Below are 12,786 nucleotides of genomic sequence, written 5' to 3' on the forward strand. Positions count from 1 at the left end.
TCAGGCCAGGGGGCCGAGCCCGATCGCCCCGGGGACGACGAGGAGGCGGGGATCGACGTCGATCCAACTGCGGTCGATGTTGATCGTCACCCCGCCGTACGTGGCGTCGTGACCGCCGCGGAACTGGTGGGCCCGGCGCGGGCCCGCCCACTTGGTCGTCCCGGTGGGCAGGCCCATGTCGGCGTCCGAGACGCTCGCGGAGAGGTTCCAGCGGGCCACCCACAGCACGTCCGGCATGGCCTGCGGCGCCTGGTGGTGGTGCGCGCTCAGCGCCGGCACCCCGGAGGCCGCGTGCACGTAGGCCGCCGACTTGTAGCCCAGCTCGTGCAACCGCACCGTCCAGGCGGTGAGGTAGGCCACGACCGGGGCGTCCCAGGTGGCCCGATCGGTGTAGTGCTCCAGGTCGTTGTAGAGGAGCGTGCCCGCGCCCAGGCCCAGTGACCGTGCCGCGTCGGCGGCGCCCTCGGCGGCGGCGATGCCCTGCTCGTTGGCCCGGGAGGGGTCGGTGGACAGCCCGGTGGTGTTGCTGCGCCAGGGCTGCGGGCCCACCCAGATCGGCATCAGGTGCCAGCCCGCCCCGGTCTGCCTGCGGATCCAGCCGGAGGTCAGTTGCGGCTGCGCGCAGGCCCGGGCCAGGCCGCCGATGTACACGCCGACGGCGCCGAAGGGCGAGCCCTGCCGCCAGGCGGTCATCGCCGGCTGGGTCGGGGCGGTGCAGGCGTCGAAGCCGAGGCCGGTGAACGGTTCCTGGGCGCTGCGGGGCGCCGGCAGGGCGGCGGTCACGACGTCAACCGCCGTCCCGGGGGCGCCGGCCGGCGTGCGGCGGGCCCGCTCCAGGAGGCCGCGTACCGCGTCGGGCCCGGTGCCGTACGAGACGGTGGCCATCACCCCGGAGCCGCGCAGCGCGTACCGCAGCTCGTTGCTGTCGCTCCCGGTCCGCGGGAGCGGAGCCCCGGGGCTCGCCTTCAGGGTGGGGACGTCGGCGCGCGGCGGGGCACCGTCGAGGGGCTCCAGGTGCAGGGTGTCGGCGCGGTTGACGGCGGCCCGGCCGGTGCATTCGGCCTGGGTCCCGGCGTGGCCGAGGTACAGCGTGGGCCGGTCGAGGCGCAGGCAGGCGTCGGGGGTCCGGTCGAGGTCGACGACCCGCCAGTCGGCGGGGACGGTGAGCCGCAGCCCGCGGTAGTCGACGGTGCGTCCTTCGCCGCCCGGGGCGGTGACGGCGACCGCGGCCTGGGCGGGCATGAGCAGGGCGGCGCCCAGCAGACAGCGCAGCAGCAGCATTCGGGAGGGCATGGGCCACAGTTACCAGACGGCAGGTGCCCTCAACCGCGCCGCGATCCGCCGTACATGGGCCGTACGGCCTACGGTCGGACCCGCCCGGGCGGCGGCCCCCGCCCCCTCCCGGATCCGGCCCGCCGAACCCCGGACCGGTGTCCGGCCCTCGTCGGGCGGAACCGGCGCCCTCGCCGCTCCCGCGACGCGTCACCCGCACGAGCGAACCGGGCCCGGCCCCGTCACGACGGGCGCCGTGACGACCCGTCACGACGGGCGGTACCGCCCCCCAGCGGTACCGCCCGTCGTGTTTCCCGCTCCCCCGCCGAGGAGCGGCCCCGTGGCCCGGCGGTCGACGCACACCCCCACGGCGCGCCGTCCCGCCGGGCCGGCTCAGCAGTCCCGTACGCCGGCCGGCGGCTGGAAGACCCCGTCGAGGGCGCGGTCCGCGGTGAGCACGACCAGCGTCCAGTCGATCGAGGAATCGGCGCTCGGGAGCCGGAGTTCGTCCGGCAGGTCGTCCTCGGTGATCTCGTCACCGACGTACAGGACGGACAGCGTTCCCCCGCATACCTGCGGTGGCGGGGGGACGCTCCCCGGGGCGAACCCGTCGCTGGGCCCGACCTTGACGACGACCGTGTTGATCGGCTTGTAGGAGTGGGAGTAGCCCGGCTTGCTCGTGGCGCGGGTCATGTCGACCCGGAAGTGGCTGATCTTCACCTCCACCGCCTCGCACGGGCGTTTGCCGTCCTTCAGGCTCAGGTAGACCCCGGTGTCCGTCATGAACAGGGCGCTGTAGTCCGGGCGGTCCTTGCTCCTGAGGGCCTTGAGGTAGTCGGCCTTCTCGTCCGGGCCCATGCCGGAGGTGACCGTGCACGTCGGGGTCGGCGAGGGGGTGGGTGTGGGTGTGGGTGTCGGGGAGGGTGTGGGCGTCGGTGCGGCGGCGGAGGACATCGTCGTGCTCGGCACGAGCGGATCGGAGGGCAGGGACCGGGGCGCCCCATGCCCTCCGCAGCCCGCGAGCGCGAGCGCGGGAACGGTCAGGAACGCAACCACGAGTACGCGTAATCGACGCATGCGGCCTCCTCGTCAGACACAGCCGGAGTCGATTCCGAGCGTGACAGCCCGCCTGCCGTCCCACATCCGTGGAACCACCTACGTAGGCCGGGCGTACGGGAGACAATCCGGGTGTACCGGTCCGGGCCGGCGCCGACTCGGGGGGCTGATGATGCGCAGGACTCCACTGGTCGGGAGGGCCGCCGAACTCCGGCACCTGGTCGAGGTGCTCGACGGCGGCGCCCCCGCCGTCGTCGACCTCACGGGCGCCGCGGGAATCGGCAAGAGCCGCCTGCTGACGGAACTGTGCGCGCGGGCCGCCGACCGGGGCATGACCGTACTGCGCGGCCGGGCGGCCGAGTTCGAGCGGCACATCCCCTTCGGGGTGTTCACCGACGCCTTCACCGACCTCGACGCGGGGCCGCCGGACGGGCCGGACGCCGCGGCGGCCGCCCCCGTCCTGTACGGGGTGGACGCGGGCGGGATCGGCGCGGACGCCGAACGGTTCGCCGTGCACCGGGCGACGGGGCGTCTGCTCACCCGCCTGGGCCGCGGCGGACCGGGCCTGCTCATCGCCCTCGACGACCTCCACTGGGCGGACCCGGCCTCGCTGGAGCTGCTCGACCACCTCGTACGGCATCCCCCGCGCACCCCGGTGATCATCGCCGTGGCCCGGCGGGACCGGCAGACCTCGCCCTCGCTCACCGCCGCGCTCACCCGGGGCGTGGACACCGCCGCCGTCCTGCGCCTGGACCTCGGACCGCTCCCCGAGGAGGCCTGCGTCGCCCGGCTCGCGCCCGGCCTGCCCCCCGCCCGGGCCGCCCGGCTGTACGCCGCCAGCGAGGGCAACCCGCTGTACTTCCTGACCCTGCTCCAGGGACAGGCCGGCGCGGCCGTCCCCGACGGCGGGCTCGCCGCGCTGCTCCTCGACGAACTGACCCCGCTCACCACCGCGCAGCGGCGTACCGCCGAGGCCGTCGCCGTGCTCGGGGACCAGGCCACGGCGCCGTTGCTGGCGTTGACGGCGGCCGTACCCGACATGGCCCGGCTCGACGCCGACCTGGCCGTGCTGGCCCGCCGTGACCTGCTGCGGCCCGGGCCGGGCGACAGCTGGTCGCTGCGCCATCCCGTGCTGCGGACGGTGATCCACGAGAACACCGAGCACCGGCGCCGTACCGGCATGCACCGGCGGGCGGCCGAGGCGCTGGCCGGGGCCGGTGCCTCGGCCGCCGTCCGGGCCCACCACGTGGAACGGGCCCTCGCCGCCCGCTGGGACCCCGACCTCGCGGCCGTGCTGCTCGACGCGGCCGAGCAGTCCGCGACAACGGCCCCCGCGAGCTGCGCGCACTGGCTGGAGGTGGTGCTGCGGGTCCTCCCGGACACGCCCGACAACGCCGTGCGGCGGCGGGAGCTGCGGCTGCGGCGGGCCCGGGCGTTGAGCGTCTGCGGCGCGTTGCGGGAGAGCCGGGACCTGCTGCACGAGGTGATCGCCGAGGTGCCCGAGAGCGACGACGGCGGGGTGCGCGCGGCGGCCGTCACCCTGTGCGCCTCGATGGAACGCCACCTCGGGCACTACCCGGCCGCCGTGTCGCTGCTGCGGCGCGAGCTGTCCCGCACCCCCGCGCCCGGACCGGCCGACGCGGTGGCCCTCGGCCTGGAGCTCGGCTCGTCCGCCCCGCACGCCTCGGCCTACCCGACCGTACGGGCCGACGTACAGCGCACCTTCGAGCTGGCCCGGACCCTCGGCAACGAGCCGGCGGCGGCCACGGCGCTGGCCGTCGCGGCGCTCGGCGAGGCGTACGAGGGGAATCTGGCGTCCGCCCGGGAGTTCACCGACCGCGCCGGTGCCCGGGTGGACGCGCTCACCGACCGGGACCTCGCCGACCTGTGCGAACCGTTGGCCCGGCTGGGCTGGGCCGAGTTCTACCTGGAGCGGTACACCGACGCGGAACGGCACGCCGACCGGGGGCTGGCCATCGCCCGGCGCAGCGGCCCCCTGCACCTGCTGCCGCACCTGCTGCTCTGCAAGGCCATCGTCCACATGAACACCTGCCGGCTGGGGTCGGCGCTGGAACTGACCGACGAGGCCGAGAGCATCGCCCGCGGGATCGGGAGCGACGAACTGCTCGCGCTCGTCCTGTCGAACAAGGCGCAGGTGTTGATCGCCGCGCTGCCGCCCGGCGACCGGACCTCGCTGACCGTCGCCGAGGAGGCCGTCGCCGCGGCCGGCCCCCGAACCAGTTGGTGGGCCTCCCTCGCGTGGTGCGTCCTCAGTTACGCCGCGCTGCACGGGGGCGATCCCCGGCGGGCCCGGTCCGCGATGCTGCGAGCCGGTGGCGGACCGGACCTGGCCGCACTCCAGCCGTCCATGCGGCCCCTGTTCCTGGAGGCCCTGGTCACCGCCGCCGTCGCCGACGGCGACCTGCCCGCCGCCGAGGCGTGGGCCGCCCGGGCCCGCCGGGACGCGGACCTGCTCGACCTGCCCGCCCAGCGGGCGGCGGCACTGCGCGGCGAGGGTCAGCTCCTGGCGGCCCGGGGCGACACGGCCGGGGCGGCGCGTCGGTTCGTGGAGGCGGCCGAGGAGGCGGGGCGTTCGGGCGCCACCCTGTGGGAGGCCCTGTCGCTGCTGTTCGGGGCCTCCCTGACGGCCGACGCGGCGGCGGCCGCGCCGCTGTGGGAGCAGGGCCACCGGCTGGCCGCGGCGGGCGGGGCCGGGCTGTTGACGGGCCTCGCGGACCTCGCCCGCCCCCCGACCCCCGAACCACCACCGCCGGCACCCGCGCCGGCCCCCGGCCCGGCCACGCCGGCGCCCGCGGCGGGCCCTGCCCGGGCCCCGGGGCCACCCGCGGCCACGCCCGCCGGGGGGTCCGGGTTCCCCGCCCTGACCCGGCGCGAACAGCAGATCGCCGCCCTGGTCGCGGAGGGCCTCACCACCCCGGTGATCGCAGCGCGCCTGCGGCTGAGCCCGCGCACGGTCGACACCCACCTGTCGCACATCTTCCACAAGACGGGCGTCACCAGCCGCTCGGCCCTGGCAGCCCTGACGGTCCGCTCGACGCCCCGCTGAGGCCGCCGGCCTGCCGGGAACGCCACCGCGCCCGCCATCCCTGGTCGGGGACATGGCGGGCGCGGTGTCGGGTTTCCGTACGTCGTTGTACGGGCCGTATGAGGGGTCCTCCCCCGGAAGGCCCGGGGGAGGGTGCACCGTCGGTACTACACGGTGATGGAACGGTCCGTCGGCTTGACCGGGTACGGCAGGGCGCTGGCGCCCGTCAGGAAGCGGTCCACGCCGCGGGCGGCCGAGCGGCCCTCCGCGATGGCCCACACGATGAGCGACTGGCCGCGGCCGGCGTCGCCGGCGACGAAGACGCCGCCCACGTTGGTCGCGTACGAGGCGTCGCGCTCGATGTTGCCGCGCGCGTCGAGGTCCAGGCCGAACTGCTGGACCAGACCGTTCTCCTGGTCGGTGCCGGTGAAGCCCATGGCGAGGGTGACCAGTTGCGCCGGGAGGACGCGTTCGGTGCCCGCCTTCTGGACGAGCTTGCCGTCCTCGAAGGCGACCTCGACGAGGTGCAGGGACTGGACGTTGCCGTCCTCGTCGCCCTCGAAGTGGGTGGTGGAGACGGAGTAGACCCGCTCGCCGCCCTCCTCGTGGGCCGAGGTGACCTTGTACAGCATCGGGAAGGTCGGCCAGGGCTGGTTGGGGTTCCGCTCCTCGCCCGGCTTGGGCATGATCTCCAGCTGCGTGACCGAGGCCGCGCCCTGGCGGTGGGCGGTGCCGACGCAGTCCGCGCCGGTGTCGCCGCCGCCGATGACGACGACGTGCTTGCCCTCGGCGGTGATCGGAGGGGTGACGAAGTCGCCCTCCTGCACCTTGTTGGAGAGCGGCAGGTACTCCATCGCGAAGTGGATGCCCTTGAGCTCGCGCCCGGGGACCGGCAGGTCGCGGGAGACGGTGGCGCCGGCCGCGATGACGACCGCGTCGAACCGCTTGCGCAGGTCGGTGGCCGTGATGTCGCGGCCGACCTCGATGCCCGTGCGGAACTTGGTGCCCTCCGCGCGCATCTGCTCGATGCGGCGGTTGATGTGCACCTTCTCCATCTTGAACTCGGGGATGCCGTAGCGCAGCAGGCCGCCGACGCGGTCGGCGCGCTCGTACACGACCACGGTGTGGCCCGCCCGGGTCAGCTGCTGGGCCGCGGCGAGACCCGCCGGGCCGGAGCCGATGACGGCTGCCGTCTTGCCGGACAGCCGCTCGGGCGGCTGGGGGGTGACGTTGCCGTTGTCCCAGGCCTTGTCGATGATCGAGACTTCGACGTTCTTGATCGTGACGGCGGGCTGGTTGATGCCGAGGACGCACGCCGACTCGCAGGGGGCCGGGCACAGGCGCCCGGTGAACTCCGGGAAGTTGTTCGTGGCGTGCAGGCGCTCGGACGCCGCCGACCAGTCCTCGCGGTACGCGAAGTCGTTCCACTCCGGGATCAGGTTCCCGAGGGGGCAGCCGTTGTGGCAGAACGGGATGCCGCAGTCCATGCAGCGGCCGGCCTGCTTGCTGATGATCGGGAGCAGCGAGCCCGGAACGTAGACCTCGTTCCAGTCCTTGAGCCGGTCGGCCACGGGACGGGAACAGGCGGTCTCGCGCGGGGTGGTGAGGAAGCCCTTCGGGTCAGCCATTGATCGCCGCCTCCATCATCTTCTCGGTGGTCTCGGACTCCGAGAGTCCGGCCAGCTCGGCGGCGTCCTTGGCGGCGAGCACTGCCTTGTACGTGGTCGGGATGATCTTGCTGAAGCGGTCCACCGCGACGGACCAGTCGGCGAGGAGCTTCGCGGCCACGGTCGAGCCGGTCTCCTCCTCGTGGCGACGCACCACGTCGTGCAGCCACTGCTTGTCGGTGTCGGAGAGGGTGGTCTCGACGGCGCCGGCGTTGCCGACGTTGACGTTGTTCGGGTCGAGGTCGATGACGTACGCGACGCCGCCCGACATGCCGGCCGCGAAGTTGCGGCCCGTCTCGCCCAGGACGACGGCCTGGCCGCCGGTCATGTACTCGCAGCCGTGGTCGCCCACGCCCTCCGAGACGACGAGGGCGCCGGAGTTGCGGACGCAGAAGCGTTCGCCGGTACGGCCGCGCAGGAACATCTCGCCGCCGGTGGCCCCGTAGCCGATGGTGTTGCCGGCGATGGTGGAGTACTCGGCGAGGTGGTCGGCGCCGCGGTCCGGGCGGACCACGACACGGCCGCCGGAGAGGCCCTTGCCGACGTAGTCGTTGGCGTCGCCCTCCAGGCGCAGCGTCACGCCGTGCGGCAGGAAGGCGCCGAAGGACTGGCCGGCCGAACCGGTGAAGGTCAGGTCGATGGTGTTGTCGGGCAGGCCCGCTCCACCGAACTTCTTGGTGACCTCGTGGCCGAGCATGGTGCCGACGGTCCGGTTGATGTTGCGGATCGCGACCTGGGCGCGGACCGGCTGGGCGGCTTCGGCCGTGGCGGCGTTCAGGGCGTCGCCGGCGAGCTTGATCAGCTCGTTGTCGAGCGCCTTCTCCAGGCCGTGGTCCTGCTCGATCAGGGCGTGGCGGACCGCGCCCTCGGGGAGCTCGGGCACGTGGAAGAGGGGCTCCAGGTCGAGGCCCTGGGCCTTCCAGTGCGTGACGGCCTTGCTGGTGTCGAGGAGTTCGGCGTGGCCGACGGCCTCCTCGATGGTGCGGAAGCCCAGCTCGGCGAGGATCTCGCGCACCTCCTCCGCGATGAACTCGAAGAAGTTGACGACGAACTCGGGCTTGCCGGAGAAGCGCTCGCGCAGGACCGGGTTCTGGGTGGCGATGCCGACGGGGCAGGTGTCCAGGTGGCAGACGCGCATCATGACGCAGCCGGAGACGACGAGCGGCGCGGTCGCGAAACCGAACTCCTCGGCGCCGAGCAGCGCGGCGATGACGACGTCGCGGCCGGTCTTGAGCTGGCCGTCCGTCTGGACCACGATGCGGTCGCGCAGCCCGTTGAGGAGCAGGGTCTGCTGGGTCTCGGCGAGGCCGAGCTCCCAGGGGCCGCCTGCGTGCTTGAGCGAGGTGAGCGGCGAGGCGCCCGTTCCGCCGTCGTGGCCGGAGATGAGGACGACGTCCGCGTGGGCCTTGGAGACGCCCGCGGCGACCGTTCCGACGCCGACCTCGGAGACCAGCTTCACGTGGATGCGGGCCGCCGGGTTGGCGTTCTTGAGGTCGTGGATCAGCTGAGCCAGGTCCTCGATGGAGTAGATGTCGTGGTGCGGGGGCGGGGAGATCAGGCCGACGCCCGGGGTGGAGTGCCGGGTCTTGGCGACCCACGGGTAGACCTTGTGGCCGGGCAGCTGGCCGCCCTCGCCGGGCTTGGCGCCCTGCGCCATCTTGATCTGGATGTCGTCCGCGTTGACCAGGTACTCGCTGGTGACGCCGAAGCGGCCGGAGGCGACCTGCTTGATGGACGAGCGGCGCGCCGGGTCGTACAGGCGGTCCGGGTCCTCGCCGCCCTCACCGGTGTTGGACTTGCCGCCCAACTGGTTCATGGCGATGGCGAGGGTCTCGTGCGCCTCCTTGGAGATGGAGCCGTACGACATGGCGCCGGTGGAGAAGCGCTTGACGATGTCGGCGACGGACTCGACCTCCTCGACGGGGATCGACGGCCGGTCGCCCGCCTCGCCGGTCTTGAACCCGAAGAGTCCGCGGAGCGTCATCAGGCGCTCGGACTGCTCGTTCACCCGGTCGGTGTACTGCTTGAAGATGTCGTACCGGCGGTTGCGCGTGGCGTGCTGGAGACGGAAGACCGTGTCCGGGTCGAACAGGTGCGGCTCGCCCTCGCGGCGCCACTGGTACTCGCCGCCGATCTCCAGCGCGCGGTGCGTGGCGGCGATGCCGGAGACCGGGTACGCCTTGGCGTGGCGCGCGGCCACCTCCTTGGCGACGACGTCGAGGCCGGCGCCGCCGATCTTGGTGGCGGTGCCGCCGAAGTAGGTGTCGACGAACTCCTGGTCGAGGCCGACGGCCTCGAAGACCTGGGCGCCGCGGTAGGAGGCGACCGTGGAGATGCCCATCTTGGACATGACCTTCAGGACGCCCTTGCCGAGCGCGTAGATCAGGTTCTTGATGGCCTGCTCCGGCTCCAGGCCGGACAGGAAGGTACCGGCGCGCAGCAGGTCCTCGACGGACTCCATGGCGAGGTACGGGTTGACGGCGGCGGCGCCGTAGCCGATGAGCAGCGCGACGTGGTGGACCTCGCGGACGTCGCCGGCCTCGACCAGCAGGCCGACCTGGGTGCGCTGCTTGGTGGCGATGAGGTGGTGGTGCACGGCGGCGGTGAGCAGCAGCGACGGGATCGGCGCGTGCTCGGCGTCCGAGTGACGGTCCGAGAGGACGATCAGGTGGGCGCCGTTCTCGATGGCCGCGTCGACCTCGCCGCGGATGTCCTCCAGGCGGGCGGCGAGTGCCTCGCCACCGCCGGAGACCCGGTAGAGGCCGGAGAGCGTGGCGGCCTTCATGCCGGGCATGTCGCCGTCGGCGTTGACGTGTATCAGCTTGGCCAGCTCGTCGTTGTCGATCACCGGGAAGGGCAGGGTGACGCTGCGACAGGAGGCGGCGGTCGGCTCCAGCAGGTTGCCCTGCGGGCCCACCGAGGACAGCAGCGAGGTGACGAGCTCCTCGCGGATGGCGTCCAGCGGCGGGTTGGTGACCTGCGCGAAGAGCTGAGTGAAGTAGTCGAAGAGCAGCCGGGGGCGCTCGGACAGGGCCGCGATCGGGGAGTCCGTGCCCATGGAGCCGAGCGGCTCGCCGGCGGTGCGGGCCATCGGCGCGAGGATGATGCGCAGCTCTTCCTCGGTGTAGCCGAAGGTCTGCTGGCGGCGGGTGACCGAGGCGTGGGTGTGGACGATGTGCTCGCGCTCGGGAAGGTCTTCGAGCTCGATCTCGCCGGTTTCCAGCCATTCGGCGTAGGGGGCGGCGCCGGCCAGTTCGGCCTTGATCTCGTCGTCCTCGATGATCCGCTTCTGGGCGGTGTCGACGAGGAACATCTTGCCGGGCTGCAGGCGGCCCTTGCGGACGACCTTGGCCGGGTCGATGTCGAGCACGCCGACCTCGGAGCCGAGGACGACGAGGCCGTCGTCGGTGACCCAGTAGCGGCCGGGGCGCAGACCGTTGCGGTCGAGGACCGCGCCGACCTGGGTGCCGTCGGTGAAGGTGACGCAGGCCGGGCCGTCCCAGGGCTCCATCATCGTGGAGTGGTACTGGTAGAAGGCGCGGCGGTCCGGGTCCATGGACGCGTGGTTCTCCCACGCCTCCGGGATCATCATCAGCACGCTGTGCGGGAGCGAGCGGCCGCCGAGGTGGAGCAGCTCCAGGACCTCGTCGAAGGAGGCCGAGTCGGAGGCGTCGGGGGTACAGATCGGGAAGATCCGGTCGAGGTCGCCCTCGCCGAAGACGTCCGAGGCGAGCTGGGACTCGCGGGCCTTCATCCAGTTCCGGTTGCCCTTGACCGTGTTGATCTCGCCGTTGTGCGCGACGAAGCGGTACGGGTGGGCGAGCGGCCAGGACGGGAAGGTGTTCGTCGAGAACCGGGAGTGGACCAGGGCGAGCGTCGACGCGAAGCGACGGTCGGACAGGTCGGGGAAGAAGGGCTCCAGCTGGCCGGTGGTCAGCATGCCCTTGTAGACGATGGTGCGGGCGGAGAGCGACGGGAAGTACACGCCGGCCTCGCGCTCGGCGCGCTTGCGCAGCACGAACGCCTTGCGGTCCAGCTCGATGCCGCTCGCCCCGTTGCTCACGAACAGCTGCGAGAAGGCGGGCATGGTGGCGCGGGCGCCGTTGCCGAGCAGGTCCGGGGTGACCGGGACCTCGCGCCAGCCGAGGACCGTGAGGTTCTCCTCGACGGCGATGGCCTCGATGCGTTCCACGGCGACGGCCTGTGCGGTGCCGTCGGCGGGGAGGAAGGCGATGCCGACGGCGTACGCGCCGGCCTCGGGGAGCTCGAAACCGGCCACCTCGCGCAGGAAGGCGTCCGGCACCTGGGACAGGATTCCGGCGCCGTCGCCCGAGTCGGGCTCGGAGCCGGTGGCGCCGCGGTGTTCGAGGTTCCGCAATACGGTCAGCGCCTGCTCGACCAGCGTGTGACTGGCCTCGCCGCTGAGGTTGGCCACAAAGCCGACGCCGCAGGCGTCGTGCTCGTTGCGCGGGTCGTACATGCCCTGCTGGGCGGGGCGACCGTCCATGGGCGACCAGGCGGTGGTGCTGAGGCCGGTCGCGGAGTGCGTGGATGCGGAACGCATCGGCTCTCCCGTCGTCGTCGTGGCATATGTGCATGGCCGAGGGACGACGTTGGCCCTCTGCAAAATTTCGTGCAGGTTACATGATGACGGCAATCCCGAGAAGCGGATATCGCATTCCAACATGCGGACATGCCCGAAGGGGGAGAAGGGGCCTGCGGGGAGGTCCCTTGGATCTCATGAACATCTGCGGACGCGTCACGGGCCGCGGCTGTCCCGGCACGGAGCGGGCACCATTGCCCGACGCCCTGTCCTGATGCCCCGCGGACACGGAATCGAAACCGCCGGGTAACGGACTACTTATGTTGTGTACCGCATAGTGTCTCACTCCCGCGCCGGTTAGCCTACGGCGCCGCCGATCCAGGTTCCCAGGACGTACGTCACACCGGCGGCCGCACCACCCAGGACGAGCTGCCGCAGTCCGCTGTACCACCAGGAGCGGGCGGTGACCCGGGCGACGACCGCACCGCAGGCGAAGAGTCCGATCAGCGCGAGCAGGACGGCCGGCCACAGGGCGGTGGCGCCGAGCAGGTAGGGCAGTACGGGAAGCAGCGCGCCCAGGGCGAACGAGCCGAAGGACGACACGGCCGCGACCAGCGGCGACGGCAGGTCGTCGGGGTCGATGCCCAGCTCCTCGCGGGCGTGTATCTCCAGCGCCTGCTCCGGGTCGCGGGACAGCTGCATCGCCACCTCGCGGGCCAGGGCGGGGGCGACGCCGCGCGAGACGTAGAGCTCGGCCAACTCCTCCATCTCGTCGATCGGGTGCTTGCGCAGCTGCTGACGCTCCACGTCCAGCTCCGCCAGGACCAGTTCGCGCTGCGAGGCGACCGAGGTGTATTCGCCGGCGGCCATCGAGAAGGCGCCTGCGGCCAGACCGGCGAGGCCGGTGATGACGATCGTCTGCGGCGCGACCGCGCCGCCCGCCACTCCGGTCATCAGGGCGATGTTGGAGACCAGTCCGTCCATCGCCCCGAACACGGCCGGCCGCAGCCATCCGCCGTTGACGTCACGGTGGGTGTGGTTGTCGCGGTGGGCGGTGTGCAGCGGTGCTTCGGTGTCGATGATGGACATGCGGCGTATCTCCCCTTTTCCTGCGAATGGGCGCGCGAAGGCGACGCGCAGAAACCCACTCCCCCTGAACACCTCGAACCTACGCACGATTTTCGCTCTCCGCCGGCAAGGAA

At 72.8% G+C, this 12,786-nt stretch carries 6 protein-coding genes; 1 reads left to right on the forward strand and 5 read right to left on the reverse strand.

Annotated features, from left to right (window positions below; translation table 11 throughout):
• The gene (locus OHA84_RS10980; RefSeq protein ID WP_266947006.1) at positions 1-1,293 is read right to left on the reverse strand and encodes a DUF1906 domain-containing protein; all 1,293 of its coding nucleotides are present in this window, start codon (positions 1,291-1,293) and stop codon (positions 1-3) included.
• Between the two features lie 372 nt (positions 1,294-1,665).
• A complete protein-coding gene (locus OHA84_RS10985) occupies positions 1,666-2,349 on the reverse strand; it encodes a hypothetical protein (protein WP_266971975.1) in 684 nt (227 codons plus the stop codon).
• A 151-nt stretch (positions 2,350-2,500) separates the two neighbouring features.
• Here OHA84_RS10985 and OHA84_RS10990 point away from each other — a divergent pair, with 151 nt between their 5' ends.
• A complete protein-coding gene (locus tag OHA84_RS10990; protein ID WP_371591354.1) occupies positions 2,501-5,395 on the forward strand; it encodes an AAA family ATPase in 2,895 nt (964 codons plus the stop codon).
• 146 nt (positions 5,396-5,541) lie between these two features.
• Here the strand turns inward: OHA84_RS10990 and OHA84_RS10995 are convergent, their stop codons facing one another.
• The 3 genes from OHA84_RS10995 to OHA84_RS11005 all read right to left on the reverse strand — a co-directional run bounded on the left by OHA84_RS10995 (position 5,542) and on the right by OHA84_RS11005 (position 12,673).
• Positions 5,542-7,002, reverse strand: a complete 1,461-nt coding sequence (locus OHA84_RS10995) for a glutamate synthase subunit beta (RefSeq protein ID WP_053680043.1) — start codon at positions 7,000-7,002, stop codon at positions 5,542-5,544.
• On the reverse strand, positions 6,995-11,605 hold the full coding sequence (gene gltB / locus OHA84_RS11000) for a glutamate synthase large subunit (RefSeq protein ID WP_266971971.1): 4,611 nt from the start codon (positions 11,603-11,605) through the stop codon (positions 6,995-6,997). Before gltB ends, OHA84_RS10995 begins: the two co-directional genes overlap by 8 nt.
• 336 nt (positions 11,606-11,941) lie before the next feature.
• A complete protein-coding gene (locus OHA84_RS11005) occupies positions 11,942-12,673 on the reverse strand; it encodes a VIT1/CCC1 transporter family protein (RefSeq protein ID WP_266971969.1) in 732 nt (243 codons plus the stop codon).
• Between the last annotated feature and the right edge of the window lie 113 nt (positions 12,674-12,786).

Origin of the sequence: Streptomyces sp. NBC_00513 (genome assembly GCF_041431415.1) — a bacterium.
Taxonomy (GTDB): domain Bacteria; phylum Actinomycetota; class Actinomycetes; order Streptomycetales; family Streptomycetaceae; genus Streptomyces.

Excerpts from the sequence above, each read along its gene's own strand:
- OHA84_RS10990 (WP_371591354.1), top strand. The coding sequence starts at position 2,501 with ATGCGCAGGACTCCACTGGTCGGGAGGGCCGCCGAACTCCGGCACCTG.
- OHA84_RS10985 (WP_266971975.1), bottom strand. The coding sequence starts at position 2,349 with ATGCGTCGATTACGCGTACTCGTGGTTGCGTTCCTGACCGTTCCCGCG.
- OHA84_RS11005 (WP_266971969.1), bottom strand. The coding sequence starts at position 12,673 with ATGTCCATCATCGACACCGAAGCACCGCTGCACACCGCCCACCGCGAC.
- OHA84_RS10995 (WP_053680043.1), bottom strand. The coding sequence starts at position 7,002 with ATGGCTGACCCGAAGGGCTTCCTCACCACCCCGCGCGAGACCGCCTGT.
- OHA84_RS10980 (WP_266947006.1), bottom strand. The coding sequence starts at position 1,293 with ATGCCCTCCCGAATGCTGCTGCTGCGCTGTCTGCTGGGCGCCGCCCTG.
- gltB (WP_266971971.1), bottom strand. The coding sequence starts at position 11,605 with ATGCGTTCCGCATCCACGCACTCCGCGACCGGCCTCAGCACCACCGCC.